The following is a 23,499-nucleotide window of genomic DNA, read 5'->3' as shown; positions in this document are numbered from 1 at the left end:
TAATATTACAGACAATTTTGTACATTATTATAAAATATTGTGTCCTACTGCTTTCTCTACATTATCCTCTATACGTTTTAATCCTAAATTTAAACCTTGTTTATGAGTCGGTAATAAAATAATAGCAGGCACAACTTGAGAATCATAATGGCGAATTGTATCTAATATCATTGAAGCAATGTCTTCAGTGATATAAATGACACCATAATCAGATTGAGCTAATTTTCTTAGAGTATTTATAGCTTCTTGTTCTTGATAGGCAGGAAATATATCAAACCCAATCATGCTAAAGGGTAAAATAATATCATGGCTACCAATTATGCCAATTTTATACTTATTAGCTTCCATAATGCGGGCGTATCCTTTCTTTTATTGATTCAAAAGGAATTGTATTTTGAAGAGCTGATATGATCATTCTAAGATTCTTTACTTCAAACTCACATCCCAATAAATATCTAGCAAGAACTAACGGCCCATCTACATTATACCTTCCTTGATCTAAAGTTTTATACAATAGTAAATCACATAAAAATTCTAACTCAGAAGATGAAATTGTTGCGTCCTGCATCTTCAATTCGTAAGTTGAAAAGATTGAATCTAAGCTTAGATTTATTTTATTGAACCACACAAATATTTCTTGATTTTCTACAATGTATATAAATTCTTTAGCAGAAATACTTCCTTCATCTGAAAGTAATTGTAAAATATCCCCATGACTCTTATTTTGCGATAAACCACGTTTTACAGTAATAATATTATAAAAGTCAATCATTGCAACAATAACCTGAGACAGCACCCCACCTAACTCATTAGATAAAAGTTTCAGATGTTTAAAATATGCTAGATCAGCTCCGACATCAAGTACACGAATATTATTAAAAGTTTCATACTCATTCCAAATTGATTCTACTTCATGAACCATAAAATCAGGAAGTGTATCTGAATGTAAGGAAGAAACTAAATGTTTTAAACTTTCTATATCAAAAATCCCTATTGGAATTAATAATTTAGAAAAATCTTTCTTAATTGCCGCCTTAGATTTTAATAAAACTTTGATATTATGATAAACATATCGTAAAGCAAATAAAGTCACAATTTTATCAGACGGACTTTCAGCATAGGCCCATCTATAATCATTGACTAATTTTGTCATTAGCGAAATCTCTGTCTGACTAGGATTTTCTAAATCGTCAATCGATAAATGATAGGGAGTTGCTTCTAAGATAAATGCCAATGTCTCCGTATCTTTGGATTGTATAATTTTTTGAAATTTTTCTTCTGTAATAAAATCGTTTTCTTTTACCGAAATCGTCGTATTTATTTTTGAAAAAAGATTAGTATCCATAAAATACCTTTCTAATTTTATTGGAATACTCCAAATTTCTAAGAAGGATTAACCAATTTCATCCTTAATTGATAAAAATTTGATTTGCGATACTTGAACTTTCTTCCTTAGAAATCGATCCAATTAATGTTTTATACAAATAGTTATCATCAATTTTACCTATTGAAATAAGTAAGCCTGATTCATTTGAGATAGGCTGTTCACTAAATAAATGATTTGGAAAAGAGAATTTCAATTTCTCTAATTGTTCCAAATTGAATTTAGCTAAAGTCCGCTCCCCAAAAGTTACTATGACCTCTTGTTGTGAATATCGTTCCAGAATTCGATAGATGAACTCCATTTCTTTATCTGCACTCCAAGATTCCATTTCTATTAAAGCAGATTGAAAAAGTTCTTTTAATATTTTCTGTTTTGATACTAACGTTGATTGGCGTTCCTTATTTTTTAATTGTTGAAAAATTATTTGATATTTCTGTTGTAATTCTTTTAACTTTCGTTCATGTTCAGCTTCTTTTTTCTTTACAATGACCGACTTTTGCATTTCAAATTCATCATCAATCTTCTTTTTGGAATCCAATAATTTCATATGCCCTTTTTCATGAGCTTGTTCAATAACAGACTCTCGTAAGTTTTCTAAATTGCTCATTTAGACACCTCCTTTGAATAGCAAATTAATTTCTTATACACGAAGGGTCAAAATGAATGATACGACAAAGGCAAGAATTGCATAGGTTTCTACCATGGCAGCCAAAATTGCTCCTTTCATGAATTCTTTTGGTCTTTTAGCCAAGATTTGCATTCCCGCTACTGCTACATTTCCTTGATGCTTAGCCGAAAAGTATCCTACAATAGCAATTGGAAGAGCTACAAAGAAATAAGCAACGCCTTTTTCCAAAGGAAGTTCTGGAGTTAATTGCAACCAAATCAAAATTCCAATAACAAAACCATATAATCCTTGTGTTCCTGGCAGTAGTTGCAATATCAAAGCTGAGGCAAATTTTTCTGTCTGTTCTTTCAGTAAAGCTGCGGCAGATTGCCCAGCCTTACCAACTCCATAAGCAGACCCCATACCGCTTAATCCAACCGCCAATACAATTCCCAATGCAGCGAAGAAAGCTCCTCCATATGTTGAAAAATAAGTTGCTAAATGTTCCATTATATATATCCTCCATTAATTCTTTGTAATAACCTTAATATATTTCTCAGAAGCCTTCAAAGGTTGAAATGGTTTTCCTCCACCCTCATAAAACTTACCAAAAAATTCAACAAATATCAGACGTGCTCCATGAACATATCCTGATAGTAACGATAGAAAAATATTGATCGCATGTAAAAGAATGAATAATACTAATCCAATTGTCAGTTTAGCCAATGTCCCCGGAAACAAACCAACAATTAAATTGAAAGCTGATGCTATACTTGCTCCAGATAATCCTAATGCCATCAATCGAGTGAAACTAACTAAATCACCTATATAAGATGAAATATTATATAGATTAAACAATCCTGATCCAATACCTGACAAGCTTTTGGCTTGAATAATAGAAACAATCAAAATCCCCACAGCATTAAAAATAGATACCCATTTCCCTAATACAAATAACGGTTTAATATCAGGCATCAACATTCCGACAGCAATAAATAACAAGCCAAGCAGAATAACACACCACGCAAATCCTGAATTATATGCTTCTGCATATTTCTTCATTCTTACTTTTTGTAGTCCTGAAGCTAACAAACCTACAAATACTGTAATAAATCCAAACACAACTGATACTACTAATATAGTCATGACATCCGAGGTTGTAGATATCAGATGAAATGGCAACTCATATCCAAAAAATGAGCCATAGATTCCACCCCAAATTGCAACGGCTACCCCTAATATATTAAAGAATTTTAAAAATCTCTTAGTTACTGAAGGTAGATGAAAAATTTTTAATGCTAACATTGTTCCTAAAAACAATAGTAAACCATAGCCTAAATCAGCAACCATCATTCCAAAAAATGTAAAGTAAAATGGTGCTAATACAGGTGTAGGATCTTTCTCATAATATTTGGGCAGAGCATACATTTCTGTCAATAATTCAAATGGTTCAATTAAAGAGTGATTCGTTAATTTGATAGGTATTTCATCTTGATTATCCGACAATGTTTCCGATTCATAAATATAAATAGAATGTCCAAAACGCTCATCCATAACTTTTATAAAATATAAAATACGAGTTTCTTCTATCCATCCTTCTAATGCAACTAGATGCGGAGTGCTCAAAAGGTTATTCTTAGAGATTTGACGAGCATAGATAGATAAAATATAGTCAATTTGCCATTGTAAATCTATCAAATTTTTCTTTGAATCTTGCAACGATGCGATAATATTCTCTTTTTCAGTTATTAACTGCATGTTTTCTTGATTCAAATCTACTACTCGCTGCTTCGGTAATTCCTTTCTAGAATAATCAAATGGTTCAAATAAGTATTCATCAAAATCAATAGAGCAACTGGACTGATAGAAAACAACAACACCGTACTCTCTATCATTAGAAAATATTTCTTGAACTTCAATATTGTTTTCTAAAAAATTATTGTATAAGCGATTATCTACTGTCCTTGGAATTGTTCCTACTTTTCCTCTACAGAAAGAAAATTGTTCTAAATGCGCAGGAATAATTTCTAATTTTTCCCACTTTATTAATCTCTCTATTTCCTCATTATTACTTTGAATGTTTCTTTCTAATTCATGAACTCTGTTTATTTGATCATTCACTTTTTTAAGAACACCCTCAGCAACATTAGCTTTACCAAATTTTTCTAATTCTTCATAAGAGGTTGTTATCGGAGGTTGCTGTAATAACTTAAACGTGTTTTCTTTCGGTAGGTATTCTTGTAATTTCTCTACAGTTGCTTCCAAATGTTGTTGTTTATTCATCAAATAAGTCAAGGCATCATTTCCTTCAATAACCCCGTGATTGGAATTAGAAGTATGAGAAATTTGAATAGTTGGAAATACAACCTCATCTTTTTCTAGAGCTTCTGACCAGTTATCCTGAACCTTTAAATCACGGAACTGCACTGACTCTAGTTCTTGAATAGTTTTTAAAACATCATCAAGACTACTCTTAGTAAATAGTAGAGAAATTCTTTTCATCTGACTAATAGCCATATTTTTCTACCACCCTACCAATAATTTTTTCTACAAATTCTCCTCTCCTACTTGATGAAATATACTGAATCTTTGCATCATTTTCCTTGATTGTTTTATTAACCTCATCAATGAGGTTCTGTTGTTTCATTTCTAAATTGCTTTCTATTGAAATTAATTCTTCGTGACTTTTTTCATCATAACTTTTTTCTAGTTTTTCCAATTCTTTTTGGGAGACAGCTTTATACGTATAAATCTCATTATCATATGATTTTATAATATCGGTTGCAACATTCTCAATATCTTGCATTGTCGAAAATACAGAGTTAGTCATTGTGACACCTCCTTATCTTTCACACTATTTATTAGAAATTCTATCTAAGAAATTTTTTACAGCACCTATACGACCAGCTTCATTTCCTAATGTAGCTGCCACAACATTTTTAGGCAAAAACCTATTATCCATTGCATTTTTAGCTAAAGAACTTTGAATTTCAGGTAACAAAATATCCTTTTTAGCCAGAATCCCACCTCCTAATATGAGAATTTCTGGATTAAGTAGATAAGAAATAGTTAATAAACCTTTTGTTAGATTTTCTACAAAAATTTCAAAAGTTTCTTTAGCGACTTTATCTCCAGAACTTAAATCAGTAAAGAAAGTACGTCCAGTTTGATTAGTTTTCAAGCTCTTCTTTTGATATAAATGAATCAATGCGGTTGTTGAGGCTTTGCTTTGCCAATCCGAATTACCTACAGGAATATAGCCTACTTCACCAGCAGTATAGTTAAATCCGTTAACAATTTGTCCATTGACAATAATACTGCCTCCTATACCTGTTCCAATAGTAACCATTACTACATTTTTCTTATCTTTGGCTTGTCCCTTCCACAATTCACCTAATGCAGCACAATTAACATCATTTTCAACAAAAGTAGACAACCCAAAACGTTTTTCTATTTCGGAAGTAAAGTTTACTCCGATATACCCTGGTATTGTATAGCCTGCATAGATGATTTCTCCTGTATTAGCATTAACAACTCCAGCAGTGGAAATCCCAACACCATCAATTGAATAATTTAAAATATACTCACCAATTAAATCACAGACCTGATTTAATATCTGGTTCGTTCCCAAATCATAGTCAATAATTGTTTCTATCTCTTTGAACTGATTTAAACTCGTTCCAAAATCGTCGTATAAATCTGCCTTAATTGTTGTTCCGCCAATATCGATCCCTATAATCTTCATTTCATCACTCCCACATTTTTGATCTCATTACTTTTTGATAAAAAATGGGACTGGGCATTATCCCAGTCCCATCTCTATTTCTTTATTCAATGAGTTGTATCACAGAACTTTAGAAATTATATAATGACAAGAATTTACTATTCTGTTTTACAATAGTTAAGCATTTGTGATTTCTGAAAGACTTACTTTTCGATCTTCTTTAACTGATAAAGTACATGCATCAGCGGTAGCGATTGATTCTAAAGCAGCTACACCATTGAGAAGTTTTTCATATTCTTCTGTAATTTCTCCACCTTTAATGATGTCATGTAGATATTCCATTTCTTTATCAATACATGTTTGTAACCATAATGGGCAACGTACTCCTGGTTTACCGTACGCAATTGCTCCATCCATACCACGACCGGTATAGATAGCTGTACGGTCATCATCTTCCTCTTGAGTTTCATGCACTAAGAAGTGTGATTCTCCTTCACCTTTAACACGAAGAGTACCTCCAGTATTGAACAAGTCAAGTTTGATAGCTCCTTCAGTTCCTTGAATCAAGACGTAGTGTTCACCCCAACGGAAAGCATTACCATATTCCAAAACAGCATAACGATCATCAGAGTATTCTAGGTTTACAATGAGCATATCATCTTCATCACCAAAGTTTTCACCTTTATGATAGACATTGCCTCCTACCATTGTCGCTTTTTCAGGAAGTCCTCCCATGATGAACTGAATGCAATCTAATTCATGAATATGGTGGTACAAATGTCCTCCAGATTGAGAACGAAGTTTCTTCCATGATACAGTTGGTTGTTGTTCTTCCCAACCTGTACGAGCGGCATGGCAATAAAGAACTTTACCGATTTTACCTTGAGTAATCAATTCTTTAGCATGGTGTACACCATTAAAGAAGTTCATGATGTGACCAGCCATAAAGATAACATTATTTTCTTTACATGCGTCAACCATGGCTTTACAATCTTCATAAGACAATGCAATTGGCTTTTCACAAAATACGTGTTTTCCATGTTGAGCAGCTTTCACAACAGGTTCACGGTGAAGGTAGCTAGGTGAAGCTACGATCACACAATCAATATCTTCACGTGCTACAAGTTCATCTAAACTTGCACAAACATCTGATCCCAACTCTTGAGCAACTTCTTCTCCATGATTTGGGTCAAATACCGCAACCACTTTTGCATCTTCAATTTTGTTCATTGAGCGAGCCAAATCAGCTCCAAAATATCCAGCTCCAACAATACCGTAATTTACCATAATTTTTATCCTCTTTCTATATATTTTTAAATTTCAGCTTTAATTCTTTTTCAAATCTTCAATCTTAAATGTTATATATGGTACAACATTTTTCATATGAAGTTCATTACGAGACCATGAATCAAATTTTTCAAACATCAATCTAATTTCATGATATGGTTACATATTGTTTAATATTTTTTTCCATTTTATTTTTCCTCGTTTAAAACTTTGATAACAAGTTTTTTAACAGTTTCATCATTGCAATAAATCTTTGGTTGGTGAAGATCTTCTTCAAAAGTCACCAACATATTCCCTGGAAGCAATTCAACAATTTGATAGTCTTTGCTATCGTAAAAAGCAATATCCTTCTCTTCGCTAAAAGGTACACGTGACTGAGCACGAACTGGGGAAGTTACTGCCATTTTTTCTGTATTTTCAACAACAATATGAATATCTAAATATTTCTTATGAGTTTCAAAAATATCTCCTGGAACTCCATCAGCTAGATAAGTCATACAATTTGCAAAAACATTTTCCCCATCAATATCAATTTTTCCATCAACTAAATCTGTCAAATTTGTATTTTCTAAAAAATCACAGACTTTTGAAAAATGTTTATTGACAGAAGCATATCGTCTAAAATCAGATTGTTCAGAAATAATCATATTATTTTCTCTTTTCTATTAGTGACTAGTGACGAACTTCCCAACTTGAATCCGCTTTAATTTCTCTAATATCATGAATCGTTGTATATTTAGGTGCAGATACTTTATTTTCAGTAAGAACAGATACAATATAACCTGAAACTACTGATACAGAAATTGAAATCAATGAATATGCCCAGTAGCTAACAGCTGTTGGAGGAAGGAAGTATTTAATATATACCATAACGATGGTTGATACAATCAGCGCTGCATAAGCACCTTGTTTATTTGCTTTTTTAGAAACAAAACCAAGAATGAATACACCACCAAGTAGACCAAGTACAAGCCCCATGAAACTATTGAACCATTCGTATGCAGATTTAATATCTGAATGAGCCATGATAATGGAAACAACAATTGAGAATAAACCTACTGCTAGAGATACGAATTGTGCAATTTTCGTACGACGATCGTCTGACATATTTTTAGAAATGACATCTTGAACATCCAATGTCCATGAAGTTGCAACAGAGTTCAAACCTGTTGAAATAGTTGATTGAGCTGCTGCATAAATCGCTGCCAAGATCAAACCTGTGACACCTACTGGTAACTGGTATGCAATAAAGTACATAAAGATTTGGTCTTGAGGGATATTGCTAGCTGCACTACCTGCATTTTGTACTTGATAGAATACGTACAAGCCTGTACCGATCAAGTAAAAGACTGTTGCAGTTGCAAGTGACAAGACACCATTTGTGAACAACATTTTATTAAGTTTCTTAATATTTTGTGTTGTAGTAAAACGTTGAACCAAATCTTGAGATGAAGCATAGGAAGACAAGATTGTAAAACCTGAGCCCATCACAATTAAGAAGATGGAGTTTGAAAGCAAGTTAGGATCGAAAAGTTTTTCATTTGCAGCAAGGAATTTCCCGTTTGCTAATGTTTCTGCTACTGCACCAAAGCCACCTTTAATATTAGCCATCAGTACAAATAAAGCTACAACGACACCACTAATCAGAACCACACCTTGAATAAAGTCTGTCCATAATACGGATTTTAGACCACCAGTATAAGAATAAACAATTGCAATTGCACCCATCAAAATAATCAAAATATTGATGTCAATTCCTGTCAATACTGATAAACCAGCTGATGGGAGGTACATAATGATAGACATACGTCCCAATTGATAAATAATAAACAAGAGTGCTGAAATAATACGAAGTGCTTTAGAATTAAAACGTTTATCCAAGTAATCATATGCCGTATCGATGTCTATCCGTGCAAAGATAGGTAAGATAAAACGAATTGTCAGTGGAATAGCTACAACCATCCCTAATTGAGCAAACCATAAAATCCAGCTACCTGCATAAGAGTTACCAGCGAGCCCCAAGAAGGAAATCGGACTGAGCATTGTGGCAAAAATGGATACCGAAGTAACATACCAAGGAACCGAACCATCTCCTTTAAAGAACTCTTTTCCTTTCATCTCTTTTTTAGAGAAATAGATACCTGCAACCAACACCGCAAGTAAATAAACAATCAAGATAATTAAGTCAATTATTGTAAATCCTGTTGTGCCCATAACATATCTCCATATTGATTTTATTTATTATAAAAATTCTTTTCGTGCTTGTTGAATAAGTTCTGCTGCTTGTTTTGCAACTTCCAAGTCACCTTCTGCCAATGCTTCTAAGGGTTGACGAACAGAACCTAAATCAAGTTTTTCATTTAGACGCAAAACCTCTTTTGCTACAGCATACATATTTGCCTTACCTGATACCATCTTATAGATAACTTCATTGATAGCATATTGAAGTTTTTTAGCAGTATCTAAATCTCGTTCTTGAATCAAACTTTCCAATTTCAAGAACAAATCTGGCATAACGCCATAAGTACCACCAATACCAGCTTCTGCTCCCATCAAGCGACCACCAAGATATTGTTCATCTGGACCATTGAATACAATGTAATCTTCTCCACCTGCAGCTACAAACATTTGAATATCTTGTACAGGCATAGAAGAATTTTTAACTCCAATCACACGAGGATTTTGACGCATTGTTGCATACAAACTACCAGTCAACGCAACCCCTGCCAATTGTGGAATATTATAAATGATAAAATCTGTATTTGGCGCAGCTTCACTCATTGCATTCCAATATGCTGCAATTGAATATTCTGGCAATTTGAAGTAAATAGGTGGGATAGCAGCAATAGCATCGACTCCAACACTTTCTGAATGTTTTGCCAATTCAATACTATCTTTCGTGTTGTTACATGCAACATGGTTGATAACTGTTAATTTACCTTTAGCAACTTCCATAACAGCTTCAATAATTTTTTTACGATCTTCTACACTTTGGTAAATACATTCACCTGAAGAACCATTTACATAGATACCTTTTACACCTTTGTTAATGAAATATTGCACCAGAGATTTTACACGTTCTTGGCTAATTTCACCATTTTCATCATAGCAAGCATAAAATGCAGGAATAACGCCTTTGTATTTAGTTAAATCTTTCATCAGATTTCTCCTTTATATTGTTTTTTATTTGATGACATTAATAAATCGCTGAGCAATTTCTTTTGGACGTGTAATCGCTCCACCAATGACAACACTGGTAACACCTAAACTATAAGCTTTTTTTAATTGTTCTGGATAATGAATTTTTCCTTCGGCAATTACCGGAATATTAAAATCAGCTAATTTTTTCATTAGTTCAAAATCAGGCTCATCTGATTGTACACTTGTACTTGTGTACCCTGATAATGTTGTACCAACAAAATCAACGCCTGATTTAAATGCATATAGACCTTCATCAAAATTACTTACATCCGCCATCAACAATTGATTAGGATATTTTTCTTTTATTTTTTTGATAAATTCACTGACAACTAAGCCATCATATCTTGGTCTTAAAGTTGCATCAAATGCAATGACTGTTGTTCCGCATCCTACAAGTTCATCTACTTCTTTCATCGTAGCAGTAATATATGGTTCTTGAGGTGGATAATCTCTTTTGATAATTCCGATTATTGGTAAATCTACTACTTTCTGAATTGCTTTAATATCACGCACAGAATTTGCGCGAATGCCCACTGCTCCTGCCTCTAAAGCTGCTTTAGCCATAAAAGGCATCAAGCTAAATTCTTCATTATAAAGGGGTTCACCGGGTAAAGCTTGACAAGAAACAATGACTCCACCATGGACTTGACTTATAAATTTTTCTTTAGTCCAAATTTGGCTCATTTTATTATTCCTCCTTATGGATAATAGTTTGATTGTAATAATATTGTCTCTCTGGACTTTCCAGATAATGAGAGAATAAGCAGTCTGTAATTAAAAGTATCGGAAACTGAGGTGATATGCGATTGCCATACGAGAGATGATTGGTCGAAGCTAATAACAATAGTTCATCAAAGAAACAATCTTCTTCGTCAAATTTTCTTGTAGTCATTAAAACTGTTTTAGCGCCTTTATCCGCAGCTTTTTGAAGACCTTCTAGTACAATATCAGTTTGACCTGAAACGGATGCTCCAATGACAAGGCAATTTTCATTAAGTAATAAGTTATTCCACAAAATCATATCCTCGTCTGATAATACTTCACCAATGACTCCGAGACGCATAAATCTCATCTTCATTTCTTGTAAAGCAAGAACAGAACTTCCTTTACCATAAAGATATACACGCTCAGCAGTTTCTATCATCTCAGCAATACGCTCAAGTTGAACTTCATCAAGAACCGTGTAAGTTTTTCTCAACATTTCTTCATAGTCGGATAAAACTTTTTCTGTAGCCTCTGTATACAATGCTAACTTTTCTTTCTCACGAATCATCTCTTGGTATTTGAAAATGAATTGTCTAAAACCTTTAAAACCACATTTTTTCGCAAATCGAGTCAATGTTGCTTTGGATACATTAAGGCATTCGCACAATGCCTCAGATGAATAATTAGTCAGAGGTTGCTGTTTTAAGAAGAATTTAGCAATGTCTTTTTCAGCATATGCCATATTTGGTAAGTTAGCTTCTATCATTGGAATTAGTTCTTTTTGCAGTAACATATGAGCTCCTTTGTTAAAGTAAACGTTTACATTCTTTATTTTAACACTTATTTTTTTTTTTTCAATATTTTTCATGATTTAGAAACTAGTTTCCAATTTCTTTCATTTTATAACAGAACAACAAATATAAAAATATAACAATTTTTTATTCTTTTTATTTGTATTTTATGTCTTGCAAGAACATTTGTCGATGTCAATATGTTCATAGATACCTATTTTATTAATTTTTATTTTGATTTTATTATTTCTTTCGGAATTTCTATACGACATTTTATTTCTAAAAAAATAGAAAAAATGTTCCTAGTTTCTTTATTTTATGCTGTTAATACATTTTTGTTTCCGAATTAAAAATAATCCTATAAAAACTACTGATTTATGAGATAAATCAGGTCACCTATTTTAAAAAAGCAGTAAAGTATAAACTAGTAGGTTCCACACCAAATGTAGACCCATACTTCCCCATAAGTCCGATTTATAGCGCACCATCCCTAAAAACATCCCAAGTGAAACATATAAACACCAAGCTAGAATGGTTCCTGGATGATGAGCTAAGGAAAATAAAATACTTGTCAAAGCAACTCGAATATCTAATTTTCTGACCAAGTTCCATATAATTTCTCGATACAGAAATTCTTCAACCATACTCGCATTGATTAAGAACAATAAAAATGAAAACCAAGGAACTTGATGTTGAAGGCCAATTAAGTTTTCTTGATTCGTAGTTCCTTGAGCATGAATCAGGCTAAAACATAGACTTATAATCAGTAGGCTAACAAATCCAACACCAAGCCATTTCATCCTAGTTTTCATATTGACCTTATGAGCTTGTTTGCGTTGATCATACATCCATAAAAAAGAAATGAGCGACCCACCATAGAGAATCTGTAGTATAGTTAACTCACCGATACAAAGCAATTTCAGTAAGTATAGGGATACCAATAGGACATTAACTTGTTGGAAGATATAAACTGGAATTATTCTTTTCATAGTTACCTCCGAAATAAATCTTCATAATCTAAATCTAATACCTGCACAATCCTTTCTACCCATGGACTTTGAGGCATTCGTTGTTCCATCTTATAGTGGCGTATCTTTTGATACAAACGATTCAATTCACTTGGATAGTGAAACTCTCCCGCAAACATTTTTCTGGTTAAGTCAATCCAGCTGATATTTCTTTCAGCCAAAATAATGGACAAGTTCTCCCAAAATCGTTCAGCCATATTGCTTCTCCTTTAGTTAGATAAATAATGTGTTTGTGCCATGTAAATCAATTGTTTCGTATCTCTTGGCAATAAAGCTCTAGCCTCTTCCAAATTCAGATTTGGATAAACTCTCTTATTTGAAACTGCAAGAGGAAGTCTAATAGTTAGTTCAGGGTTTTTTAATATCATTTCAATGAAATCCGTTAATCTTAGATTGTCACGGTTCTTAAATCGTAATAAATTGGGAGATAAAAACTCAAAACAATCTGAAGAATAGCTCATCATCTCAATTAATTTATCCTTTGTCATTTCAGAAATAGAATGAGGAGTGACCTCTATGCCATACTTTTGAAAGAAATCCAAAAGAAGTTGATTTCTTTGGCTATTTTTACTTAGATAGAGATCAATCATGGGAGACCTCCCAAAGATTCGGTTCCATTTGATATTCTGAGACAATTAAGGAATCTAATAAATTGGAGAAGTTAATTGATTTCTTGTCTTCATCATAAGCTTTTACAGTTACTTGGGTTGTAAGTATTCCCTCTTTTCCCTCAGCTCGATAGCCTTGTCCATATAAAACAAAAACAAGATTTTGATGATCATCTACGAAGGCATCAGCTCCGTTCTTTATATCCTGACTTTCAAGGAATTCCATAATGTTTTGAAGATAGGATTCATAAAATAGTGGGTAATTATGTTTTTTATGGTAATCATCTAAAAATGTCACCTCAAACTCACATGGATAATTGGGCATCAAAAATATTTGTTCATCCAGCCGTTTGATTTCTCCGTCATGTAATTCTATTTCTAATTCATCACAATCTAGTATTGATTCTTTATTTAATGCTTTCATCTTTTTCCTCTATTTCTTTTAATTTCTTTGCGATTGCGGCAATCACAGGAACGGTTACACTATTACCAGCTTGTTTATAGAGCTGACTATTACTAGAAACTTTTCTAGCAGCTTCAAAAGCCCAATCAGGAAATCCCTGTAGGCGAAAACACTCTTTAGGAGTGATTCGTCGTATTCTCAAACGGTAAAATTGTCCATCTATTAAGACACCGGCTACATGATAAACTTGTTTATCTTCTCCTTCATAGCTAGCCACTACTACTCCCATTTGCCCACTAGTTGTTAACGTATTCGCTATACCTTTTCCAACTCTACCACGACGATACTGAGAACTTGGTCTTTCTAAATTGATTGAATCCCCAATCTCTGCTTGAGCATATCCTTTTTTCGTTGCCTCTCGGACTTTTAGAAATTGGATTGGTTCTGGAATCAGTATTTTGGGGATTTTATCTCCACCTTGCATTGTAGTTAGTGTTGGAGATAAGCCCTCGCTTCCATAGACGCGACCAGTTTCCTTAAAGCTAGTTGGTAAATCTCCAACAACGACAATACCATGACGATCCTGAGTATTTAAAGTAAACATTGGCTCTTGATTATCCTTAAAACGTCTACCATTTTGTCTTTTTTCTAATCTGTCTGGTGTCATACAAGGAATCGCAACCTTAAATCCTTCTCCTTTTCCACGAACTAAGGTTGGCGCAAGACCTTCTGAATAATAGACTTTGCCACTCATTCCACTTTTTGATGGATTCAAATTCCCTAATATTTTTAAAGTCTCAGAGTTAGTTGCTTGACCTTCTCGTCTGAAAGGAAATAAGAGTCTGGTACCTCTCTTTCTAGAATGTCCGATAATAAACACCCTCTCTCTGTTTTGGGGAACGCCAAAATCCTTACTGTTAAGCACCTGCCACTCAACATCAAACCCCAATTCATCAAGCGTGGTAAGGATTGTGGTGAACGTCCGTCCCTTATCGTGATTGAGTAGGCCTTTAACATTTTCAAGAAAAAGAAAACGTGGTTGGATTTGTTTGGCCGCTCGAGCAATTTCAAAGAATAAAGTTCCTCTAGTATCTTCAAATCCCAATCGTCTTCCTGCGATTGAAAATGCTTGACAAGGGAATCCCCCACAGATGACATCGACTTTCCCTCTAAGTTTTTTAAATTCGTCATCTGAAACATCTCGTATGTCATGAAATTCTATTTCTCCTTCCGTTTGAAAAATGGACTTATAAGATTTCCTAGCAAATTTATCAATCTCACAAAATCCAATACACTCGTGTCCAACACTTTCCATTCCAAGTCTAAATCCACCTATACCTGAAAATAAATCAATAAATCTCATTTCTTTATCCCCCTTTCTGATCGACTATCAATGTCCAAAAAGTCACACCACTTGAAATGACAATGAGCATAACTAATATCCACTCGATTGGCGACATTTAACCACCTCCTTTTCTAACACGGTTATTCCAAACAGAATACAAGCCGTTAAACACAAATTCAGCCAAAACTTCCGCTCGTCTAACAAAGCGAACATTGTCAAGAGCATACTGATAGATTCTCTCAAAATCAGTCATAGCAATCTCACTAGCTGTTTCAGAAAAACCTTCTCGTCTAAATTGATCCTGTACCAATCCCCAAATATAATCTCGATCATATTTTGTGACCTTTTCTACTTTTCTTTTCAAGATAGGTTGAGTATTCCTATCCTCCTCATCCTCAATAAATAAAGAATCAGTCTCACTATATTTAGTCTCACTAACTTCAGTCTCACTAGGGGCTGAATATGAGACGGGGGGCGTTTCATTTTCAACCTGCCCTAGTCTTTTTTTAACACTAGGCCTGTTTGAATTACCTACTGGGGTAGAAGACAATTCCCCTAAATAAATCTTATTAGCAAGTCTCCCTTTCTCACTTGAAGACTGTTGAACTTCATCAATTAAGTCATATTCTTTAAGAGTTTTTTTTATGGACAATAATTTTGACTTCGAACAACCTAACAGCCTCATCAGTTTAGAATTAGAAAATACTAAATAGACCGCCCCTTCTTCATCTATCCAACCACGATTGAGAGATAATTCTAAACGATCTTTTAAAATAGAATAAGCCACCTTTACTTCTAGTTTCATATCCATATATTTCTCATCCTCAAAAAGAATTTTAGGTAATTTATAATACCGTTCTGAAGTTTGGTATTGGTTTGCGGTAATTCTTTTCATAGCGCGCCTCCAAGTTCTTTGAGTGTTAAATCTCCACTTGATTCCAAGTGAACCAAGCCACTTTTTTCTAATTCAGCCATAAGAGAGATGGCTTCAACAATGTCAATTCCCATTTCACGTACTAAAAATGAAATGACAATATAGCATGATGATTGTAATTCTTTTGTCATTTTCCCTCCTGAAAATAAAAAAAGGAGAACAATATTCAATTGTTCTCCACGATAAATTTGTTAAAAAGAAAAACCCTGCCAAATTAATTTTTGGTAGGGTTTTTGGTAGGAAACTAAATTAATTTATCAGTTTCTAAAATGTGTTCACGATTCTAAAAGGCTGATACTATAGTATTCCGAATTCTAATTGGTATATGCCTCTTATTTAAGAGTAACTGAAGCTCCAGCTTCTTCCAATTTAGCTTTGATTTCTTCAGCTTCTGCAGTTGCAACGCCTTCTTTAACAAGTGCTGGTGCACCGTCAACAAGTTCTTTAGCTTCTTTAAGACCAAGACCTGTGATTTCACGTACAACTTTGATAACGCCAACTTTTTTGTCGCCTGCAGATGTCAATTCAACGTCGAATGAATCTTTAGCAGCACCAGCGTCAGCAGCACCAGCTGCAGCAACAGCTACAGGAGCAGCTGCAGTTACACCAAATTCTTCTTCGATAGCTTTTACAAGGTCGTTCAATTCAAGGATTGAAGCTTCTTTAATTTCAGCAATAATGTTTTCAATGTTCAATGCCATTGTTATTTCCTCCAAATATGTTTTAAATTTATAATAGATTTTCGTAGCTAGGCTACGCTGCGTAGCTTAAGATTAAGCTGCGTCTTCTTTGTTGTCTGCAACCGCTTTGACTGCAAGAGCAACGTTGCGCACTGGCGCTTGAAGTACAGAAAGGAGCATAGAAAGAAGTCCTTCGCGGTTTGGAAGAGTTGCAAGTGCAAGAATCTCTTCTTTAGATGCGACAGCTCCTTCGATTGCACCACCTTTAATTTCAAGTGCTTCAGCGTCTTTAGCAAAATCGTTCAAGATTTTCGCTGGTGCGATAACATCTTCGTTAGAAAATGCTACTGCAGATGGTCCAACAAATACAGATGCAAGTCCTTCAAGACCAGCTTTTTCAGCTGCACGACGCAAGATTGAGTTTTTAATCACTTTATACTCAACTTCGCTTCCACGAAGCTCACGACGAAGAACTGTATCTTGCTCAACTGTCAAACCACGAGCGTCTACAACGACGATAGATGCAGCAGCTTTCATTTTTTCAGCTACTACGTCAACTAGTTCCGCTTTTTTAGCAATAATTGCTTCACTCATTAGTGTGTTCACCTCCGTTATTATTTTGCTTGAGGAATTTTTCCAAAAGAAAAACGCGCCCAAACCTAGACACGAAAGTACAATACGCTTCTTTTTACATGATACGTTTTGTCCTCGGTAGGATACTTATGAGTCGAGCTCCCCTACTGTCTTAGGCAGTTTTTTCAAACCGTATATAAGTATAGCATAGTTAAAAAAAGAATGCAAGATTTTTGCAAACTTTTTTAAAATTCGTAACTTCTCAAAGTAACTTCCATCTCTCTCCCAAAACTGGAAGTTAGTCTCAGACGATGAATTATGCTAGAATTAAGTCTGAGACTTTTCGTGAGGAGGTACCTCATGACGAAAAAACAAAAACATCTCACTCTAGAAGACCGTATTGACATCCAAACTGGAATCAGCCAACAGGAGACTTTCCGTTCCATCGCTGAGAAGATGGGGAAAGACCCGTCAACGATTTCAAAGGAAATCAAGCGCAATCGCATCATGCATCCAACATCCGTCAAATCTGATTGCACGGATTGCCCTCTTCTCAAAAAAGCTCCTTATGTCTGTAACAACTGTCCAAAAAAGAGGACGGATTGTGGGTTTAACCGCTATCTTTACTACGCGAAAAAGGCACAGGAGCAGTACGAGACTATGTTGAGGGAATCCAGACAGGGCATTCCCCTAAACAAGGAAAGTTTTTATCAGATGGACAAGATCTTAACCCTAGGCATCCAGAAGAAACAAAGCATCTACCATATCATTCAGACACATAACCTACCTGTGTCGAAAGCTACGGTGTATCGGCATGCCAAGCTGGGCTATCTGACAGCCAAGCCCATTGATTTCCCTCGGATGGTCACGTTCAAGGAACGCAGAAAATCCAGAAAAGTAGCTATTCCCAAAGAGCTGAAAATTGGGCGGACCTATCAAGATTTCCAAGAGTTACGAGAAACTGATGATTTCTTCAAATGGTTGGAAATGGACACGGTCATCGGCAGACCTGGTGGAAAGCTACTGCTCACCTTCAACGTTTCCTTCTGTAATTTCCTCTTCGCCTTGCTTTTGGACAACAAGACTGCTCTGGAAGTCGCCACTAAATTCGCAGCTTTGAAAGAAAGAGTCATGGACGGAGGGTATGCGTTCCATCAGCTGTTCCCTGTCATTCTCACAGACAACGGATCTGAGTTCGCCTATGTGGAGGAGCTTGAGCGAGACATTGATGGGAAGTCTCACCTCTACTTCTGCGACCCTAGCCGTCCTGACCAGAAGGGGCGGATTGAGAAGAACCATACGGTTTTGCGAGCCATTCTTCCCAAGGGCACTTCCTTTGACCAGCTGACTCAGAAAGACGTCAATCTAGTCATTTCCCATGTCAATTCCTTGAAACGAGAAGAGTTTCAAGGAAAATCTGCTTACGACGTCTTCACCTTCACCTTTGGCGAGGACATCGCTGCTCTTCTGGGTTGCCAATTTGTCAAACCAGAAGACACACACTTATCACCTGATTTATTGAAATAAAGGGAATTTTCCCCTCTAACTACACATCTTATCACCATCGAAAAGTCTCACACTAAACGCTAGCAACTGGAATTTACTCTAAGACGACTCTGTTTTAGGGCTATTTGTCGTGCACTTTTTTCTGAGTCTTTTCGCTTTTGAACCCTTATATATCAAGAAAAAGAAAACCAGTGGAAGTTAGTCTAAGACGGATTTCCACTGATTTCACGCATTTTTCTCATACTAAAAGCTAGGTTGTGGGAAACTGGAAGTTAGTTTTAGAAGTTACCCTTTTTTAAAATTCGTAACTTCTCAAAGTAACTTCCATCTCTCTCCCAAAACTGGAAGTTAGTCTCAGACGATGAATTATGCTAGAATTAAGTCTGAGACTTTTCGTGAGGAGGTACCTCATGACGAAAAAACAAAAACATCTCACTCTAGAAGACCGTATTGACATCCAAACTGGAATCAGCCAACAGGAGACTTTCCGTTCCATCGCTGAGAAGATGGGGAAAGACCCGTCAACGATTTCAAAGGAAATCAAGCGCAATCGCATCATGCATCCAACATCCGTCAAATCTGATTGCACGGATTGCCCTCTTCTCAAAAAAGCTCCTTATGTCTGTAACAACTGTCCAAAAAAGAGGACGGATTGTGGGTTTAACCGCTATCTTTACTACGCGAAAAAGGCACAGGAGCAGTACGAGACTATGTTGAGGGAATCCAGACAGGGCATTCCCCTAAACAAGGAAAGTTTTTATCAGATGGACAAGATCTTAACCCTAGGCATCCAGAAGAAACAAAGCATCTACCATATCATTCAGACACATAACCTACCTGTGTCGAAAGCTACGGTGTATCGGCATGCCAAGCTGGGCTATCTGACAGCCAAGCCCATTGATTTCCCTCGGATGGTCACGTTCAAGGAACGCAGAAAATCCAGAAAAGTAGCTATTCCCAAAGAGCTGAAAATTGGGCGGACCTATCAAGATTTCCAAGAGTTACGAGAAACTGATGATTTCTTCAAATGGTTGGAAATGGACACGGTCATCGGCAGACCTGGTGGAAAGCTACTGCTCACCTTCAACGTTTCCTTCTGTAATTTCCTCTTCGCCTTGCTTTTGGACAACAAGACTGCTCTGGAAGTCGCCACTAAATTCGCAGCTTTGAAAGAAAGAGTCATGGACGGAGGGTATGCGTTCCATCAGCTGTTCCCTGTCATTCTCACAGACAACGGATCTGAGTTCGCCTATGTGGAGGAGCTTGAGCGAGACATTGATGGGAAGTCTCACCTCTACTTCTGCGACCCTAGCCGTCCTGACCAGAAGGGGCGGATTGAGAAGAACCATACGGTTTTGCGAGCCATTCTTCCCAAGGGCACTTCCTTTGACCAGCTGACTCAGAAAGACGTCAATCTAGTCATTTCCCATGTCAATTCCTTGAAACGAGAAGAGTTTCAAGGAAAATCTGCTTACGACGTCTTCACCTTCACCTTTGGCGAGGACATCGCTGCTCTTCTGGGTTGCCAATTTGTCAAACCAGAAGACACACACTTATCACCTGATTTATTGAAATAAAGGGAATTTTCCCCTCTAACTACACATCTTATCACCATCGAAAAGTCTCACACTAAACGCTAGCAACTGGAATTTACTCTAAGACGACTCTGTTTTAGGGCTATTTGTCGTGCACTTTTTTCTGAGTCTTTTCGCTTTTGAACCCTTATATATCAAGAAAAAGAAAACCAGTGGAAGTTAGTCTAAGACGGATTTCCACTGATTTCACGCATTTTTCTCATACTAAAAGCTAGGTTGTGGGAAACTGGAAGTTAGTTTTAGAAGTTACCCTTTTTTAAAATTCGTAACTTCTCAAAGTAACTTCCATCTCTCTCCCAAAACTGGAAGTTAGTCTCAGACGATGAATTATGCTAGAATTAAGTCTGAGACTTTTCGTGAGGAGGTACCTCATGACGAAAAAACAAAAACATCTCACTCTAGAAGACCGTATTGACATCCAAACTGGAATCAGCCAACAGGAGACTTTCCGTTCCATCGCTGAGAAGATGGGGAAAGACCCGTCAACGATTTCAAAGGAAATCAAGCGCAATCGCATCATGCATCCAACATCCGTCAAATCTGATTGCACGGATTGCCCTCTTCTCAAAAAAGCTCCTTATGTCTGTAACAACTGTCCAAAAAAGAGGACGGATTGTGGGTTTAACCGCTATCTTTACTACGCGAAAAAGGCACAGGAGCAGTACGAGACTATGTTGAGGGAATCCAGACAGGGCATTCCCCTAAACAAGGAAAGTTTTTATCAGATGGACAAGATCTTAACCCTAGGCATCCAGAAGAAACAAAGCATCTACCATATCATTCAGACACATAACCTACCTGTGTCGAAAGCTACGGTGTATCGGCATGCCAAGCTGGGCTATCTGACAGCCAAGCCCATTGATTTCCCTCGGATGGTCACGTTCAAGGAACGCAGAAAATCCAGAAAAGTAGCTATTCCCAAAGAGCTGAAAATTGGGCGGACCTATCAAGATTTCCAAGAGTTACGAGAAACTGATGATTTCTTCAAATGGTTGGAAATGGACACGGTCATCGGCAGACCTGGTGGAAAGCTACTGCTCACCTTCAACGTTTCCTTCTGTAATTTCCTCTTCGCCTTGCTTTTGGACAACAAGACTGCTCTGGAAGTCGCCACTAAATTCGCAGCTTTGAAAGAAAGAGTCATGGACGGAGGGTATGCGTTCCATCAGCTGTTCCCTGTCATTCTCACAGACAACGGATCTGAGTTCGCCTATGTGGAGGAGCTTGAGCGAGACATTGATGGGAAGTCTCACCTCTACTTCTGCGACCCTAGCCGTCCTGACCAGAAGGGGCGGATTGAGAAGAACCATACGGTTTTGCGAGCCATTCTTCCCAAGGGCACTTCCTTTGACCAGCTGACTCAGAAAGACGTCAATCTAGTCATTTCCCATGTCAATTCCTTGAAACGAGAAGAGTTTCAAGGAAAATCTGCTTACGACGTCTTCACCTTCACCTTTGGCGAGGACATCGCTGCTCTTCTGGGTTGCCAATTTGTCAAACCAGAAGACACACACTTATCACCTGATTTATTGAAATAAAGGGAATTTTCCCCTCTAACTACACATCTTATCACCATCGAAAAGTCTCACACTAAACGCTAGCAACTGGAATTTACTCTAAGACGACTCTGTTTTAGGGCTATTTGTCGTGCACTTTTTTCTGAGTCTTTTCGCTTTTGAACCCTTATATATCAAGAAAAAGAAAACCAGTGGAAGTTAGTCTAAGACGGATTTCCACTGATTTCACGCATTTTTCTCATACTAAAAGCTAGGTTGTGGGAAACTGGAAGTTAGTTTTAGAAGTTACCCTTTTTTAAAATTCGTAACTTCTCAAAGTAACTTCCATCTCTCTCCCAAAACTGGAAGTTAGTCTCAGACGATGAATTATGCTAGAATTAAGTCTGAGACTTTTCGTGAGGAGGCACCTCATGACGAAAAAACAAAAACATCTCACTCTAGAAGACCGTATTGACATCCAAACTGGAATCAGCCAACAGGAGACTTTCCGTTCCATCGCTGAGAAGATGGGGAAAGACCCGTCAACGATTTCAAAGGAAATCAAGCGCAATCGCATCATGCATCCAACATCCGTCAAATCTGATTGCACGGATTGCCCTCTTCTCAAAAAAGCTCCTTATGTCTGTAACAACTGTCCAAAAAAGAGGACGGATTGTGGGTTTAACCGCTATCTTTACTACGCGAAAAAGGCACAGGAGCAGTACGAGACTATGTTGAGGGAATCCAGACAGGGCATTCCCCTAAACAAGGAAAGTTTTTATCAGATGGACAAGATCTTAACCCTAGGCATCCAGAAGAAACAAAGCATCTACCATATCATTCAGACACATAACCTACCTGTGTCGAAAGCTACGGTGTATCGGCATGCCAAGCTGGGCTATCTGACAGCCAAGCCCATTGATTTCCCTCGGATGGTCACGTTCAAGGAACGCAGAAAATCCAGAAAAGTAGCTATTCCCAAAGAGCTGAAAATTGGGCGGACCTATCAAGATTTCCAAGAGTTACGAGAAACTGATGATTTCTTCAAATGGTTGGAAATGGACACGGTCATCGGCAGACCTGGTGGAAAGCTACTGCTCACCTTCAACGTTTCCTTCTGTAATTTCCTCTTCGCCTTGCTTTTGGACAACAAGACTGCTCTGGAAGTCGCCACTAAATTCGCAGCTTTGAAAGAAAGAGTCATGGACGGAGGGTATGCGTTCCATCAGCTGTTCCCTGTCATTCTCACAGACAACGGATCTGAGTTCGCCTATGTGGAGGAGCTTGAGCGAGACATTGATGGGAAGTCTCACCTCTACTTCTGCGACCCTAGCCGTCCTGACCAGAAGGGGCGGATTGAGAAGAACCATACGGTTTTGCGAGCCATTCTTCCCAAGGGCACTTCCTTTGACCAGCTGACTCAGAAAGACGTCAATCTAGTCATTTCCCATGTCAATTCCTTGAAACGAGAAGAGTTTCAAGGAAAATCTGCTTACGACGTCTTCACCTTCACCTTTGGCGAGGACATCGCTGCTCTTCTGGGTTGCCAATTTGTCAAACCAGAAGACACACACTTATCACCTGATTTATTGAAATAAAGGGAATTTTCCCCTCTAACTACACATCTTATCA

26 protein-coding genes and 1 other annotated feature are annotated in these 23,499 nt (G+C 36.7%); of the genes, 4 read left to right on the top strand and 22 right to left on the bottom strand.

Annotated elements, in window-relative coordinates; all coding sequences use genetic code 11:
* Positions 1–27 precede the first annotated feature (27 nt).
* From SMI_RS04055 to rplJ, 22 genes are all read right to left on the bottom strand, one after another.
* Complete coding sequence (locus SMI_RS04055; RefSeq protein WP_000387939.1) at positions 28–348, bottom strand: V-type ATP synthase subunit F; 321 nt, start codon at positions 346–348, stop codon at positions 28–30.
* Positions 338–1,345: a V-type ATPase subunit gene (locus SMI_RS04050; RefSeq protein ID WP_000380540.1), complete on the bottom strand. Its 1,008-nt coding sequence runs from the start codon at positions 1,343–1,345 to the stop codon at positions 338–340. Before SMI_RS04050 ends, SMI_RS04055 begins: the two co-directional genes overlap by 11 nt.
* 64 nt (positions 1,346–1,409) lie before the next feature.
* A complete protein-coding gene (locus SMI_RS04045) occupies positions 1,410–1,991 on the bottom strand; it encodes a hypothetical protein (protein ID WP_000067167.1) in 582 nt (193 codons plus the stop codon).
* 33 nt (positions 1,992–2,024) lie between these two features.
* Positions 2,025–2,501, bottom strand: a complete 477-nt coding sequence (locus tag SMI_RS04040; protein ID WP_000400486.1) for a V-type ATP synthase subunit K — start codon at positions 2,499–2,501, stop codon at positions 2,025–2,027.
* Positions 2,502–2,516: 15 nt separating this feature from the next.
* Positions 2,517–4,508 carry a V-type ATP synthase subunit I gene (locus SMI_RS04035; protein ID WP_001018349.1) on the bottom strand — a complete coding sequence of 664 codons (1,992 nt, stop codon included), beginning with the start codon at positions 4,506–4,508 and terminating at the stop codon, positions 2,517–2,519.
* A complete protein-coding gene (locus SMI_RS04030) occupies positions 4,498–4,821 on the bottom strand; it encodes a hypothetical protein (RefSeq protein WP_000185368.1) in 324 nt (107 codons plus the stop codon). The genes SMI_RS04035 and SMI_RS04030 overlap by 11 nt, the downstream gene beginning before the upstream one ends.
* Before the next feature lie 24 nt (positions 4,822–4,845).
* Complete coding sequence (locus SMI_RS04025; protein ID WP_000691258.1) at positions 4,846–5,736, bottom strand: ROK family protein; 891 nt, start codon at positions 5,734–5,736, stop codon at positions 4,846–4,848.
* Between the two features lie 156 nt (positions 5,737–5,892).
* On the bottom strand, positions 5,893–7,002 hold the full coding sequence (locus tag SMI_RS04020) for a Gfo/Idh/MocA family protein (RefSeq protein ID WP_000248712.1): 1,110 nt from the start codon (positions 7,000–7,002) through the stop codon (positions 5,893–5,895).
* 188 nt (positions 7,003–7,190) lie between these two features.
* Positions 7,191–7,649, bottom strand: a complete 459-nt coding sequence (locus SMI_RS04015; RefSeq protein WP_000587141.1) for a YhcH/YjgK/YiaL family protein — start codon at positions 7,647–7,649, stop codon at positions 7,191–7,193.
* 25 nt (positions 7,650–7,674) lie between these two features.
* Positions 7,675–9,216: a sodium:solute symporter gene (locus SMI_RS04010; protein WP_000537364.1), complete on the bottom strand. Its 1,542-nt coding sequence runs from the start codon at positions 9,214–9,216 to the stop codon at positions 7,675–7,677.
* Between the two features lie 27 nt (positions 9,217–9,243).
* A complete protein-coding gene (locus tag SMI_RS04005; RefSeq protein WP_000654136.1) occupies positions 9,244–10,161 on the bottom strand; it encodes an N-acetylneuraminate lyase in 918 nt (305 codons plus the stop codon).
* 24 nt (positions 10,162–10,185) lie between these two features.
* Positions 10,186–10,887, bottom strand: coding sequence for an N-acetylmannosamine-6-phosphate 2-epimerase (locus tag SMI_RS04000; RefSeq protein ID WP_000078474.1), 702 nt, complete (start codon positions 10,885–10,887; stop codon positions 10,186–10,188).
* Positions 10,888–10,891: 4 nt separating this feature from the next.
* Entirely contained in the window at positions 10,892–11,701 is an 810-nt protein-coding gene (locus SMI_RS03995) for a MurR/RpiR family transcriptional regulator (RefSeq protein WP_012972486.1), read from the bottom strand.
* 399 nt (positions 11,702–12,100) lie between these two features.
* Positions 12,101–12,688, bottom strand: a complete 588-nt coding sequence (locus SMI_RS03990) for a CPBP family intramembrane glutamic endopeptidase (protein WP_000821307.1) — start codon at positions 12,686–12,688, stop codon at positions 12,101–12,103.
* A 2-nt stretch (positions 12,689–12,690) separates the two neighbouring features.
* Positions 12,691–12,924 (bottom strand): hypothetical protein, encoded by a 234-nt coding sequence (locus SMI_RS03985; RefSeq protein ID WP_000840768.1) that lies wholly within the window; start codon positions 12,922–12,924, stop codon positions 12,691–12,693.
* Between the two features lie 12 nt (positions 12,925–12,936).
* Entirely contained in the window at positions 12,937–13,317 is a 381-nt protein-coding gene (locus tag SMI_RS03980; protein ID WP_000566536.1) for a hypothetical protein, read from the bottom strand.
* Complete coding sequence (locus SMI_RS03975; protein WP_000645877.1) at positions 13,310–13,759, bottom strand: hypothetical protein; 450 nt, start codon at positions 13,757–13,759, stop codon at positions 13,310–13,312. The genes SMI_RS03980 and SMI_RS03975 overlap by 8 nt, the downstream gene beginning before the upstream one ends.
* A complete protein-coding gene (gene dcm, locus SMI_RS03970; RefSeq protein ID WP_001210977.1) occupies positions 13,743–15,101 on the bottom strand; it encodes a DNA (cytosine-5-)-methyltransferase in 1,359 nt (452 codons plus the stop codon). The genes SMI_RS03975 and dcm overlap by 17 nt, the downstream gene beginning before the upstream one ends.
* 97 nt (positions 15,102–15,198) lie before the next feature.
* Positions 15,199–15,978, bottom strand: a complete 780-nt coding sequence (locus SMI_RS03965; protein WP_000822763.1) for a replication initiator protein A — start codon at positions 15,976–15,978, stop codon at positions 15,199–15,201.
* A complete protein-coding gene (locus SMI_RS10555; RefSeq protein ID WP_000159599.1) occupies positions 15,975–16,148 on the bottom strand; it encodes a hypothetical protein in 174 nt (57 codons plus the stop codon). Before SMI_RS10555 ends, SMI_RS03965 begins: the two co-directional genes overlap by 4 nt.
* A 201-nt stretch (positions 16,149–16,349) precedes the next feature.
* Positions 16,350–16,718, bottom strand: a complete 369-nt coding sequence (gene rplL / locus SMI_RS03960) for a 50S ribosomal protein L7/L12 (protein WP_001196965.1) — start codon at positions 16,716–16,718, stop codon at positions 16,350–16,352.
* A 72-nt stretch (positions 16,719–16,790) separates the two neighbouring features.
* Entirely contained in the window at positions 16,791–17,291 is a 501-nt protein-coding gene (rplJ, locus tag SMI_RS03955) for a 50S ribosomal protein L10 (protein ID WP_001287282.1), read from the bottom strand.
* Positions 17,292–17,329: 38 nt separating this feature from the next.
* Positions 17,330–17,465, bottom strand: a sequence feature (ribosomal protein L10 leader region).
* 165 nt (positions 17,466–17,630) lie between these two features.
* Here rplJ and SMI_RS03950 point away from each other — a divergent pair.
* The 4 genes from SMI_RS03950 (at position 17,631) to SMI_RS03935 (ending at position 23,465) form a co-directional block, all read left to right on the top strand.
* Positions 17,631–18,797, top strand: a complete 1,167-nt coding sequence (locus SMI_RS03950; protein ID WP_000163003.1) for an IS30-like element ISSmi1 family transposase — start codon at positions 17,631–17,633, stop codon at positions 18,795–18,797.
* Between the two features lie 389 nt (positions 18,798–19,186).
* Positions 19,187–20,353 (top strand): IS30-like element ISSmi1 family transposase, encoded by a 1,167-nt coding sequence (locus SMI_RS03945; protein WP_000163003.1) that lies wholly within the window; start codon positions 19,187–19,189, stop codon positions 20,351–20,353.
* A 389-nt stretch (positions 20,354–20,742) separates the two neighbouring features.
* Positions 20,743–21,909 (top strand): IS30-like element ISSmi1 family transposase, encoded by a 1,167-nt coding sequence (locus SMI_RS03940; RefSeq protein WP_000163003.1) that lies wholly within the window; start codon positions 20,743–20,745, stop codon positions 21,907–21,909.
* A gap of 389 nt (positions 21,910–22,298) precedes the next feature.
* Positions 22,299–23,465, top strand: coding sequence for an IS30-like element ISSmi1 family transposase (locus SMI_RS03935; RefSeq protein ID WP_000163003.1), 1,167 nt, complete (start codon positions 22,299–22,301; stop codon positions 23,463–23,465).
* Positions 23,466–23,499 lie beyond the last annotated feature (34 nt).

Origin of the sequence: Streptococcus mitis B6, from assembly GCF_000027165.1 — a bacterium.
GTDB lineage: Bacteria > Bacillota > Bacilli > Lactobacillales > Streptococcaceae > Streptococcus > Streptococcus mitis_AR.
Note: the sequence above shows the minus strand (reverse complement) of the source record. Positions and strands in the feature narration are given on the sequence as shown.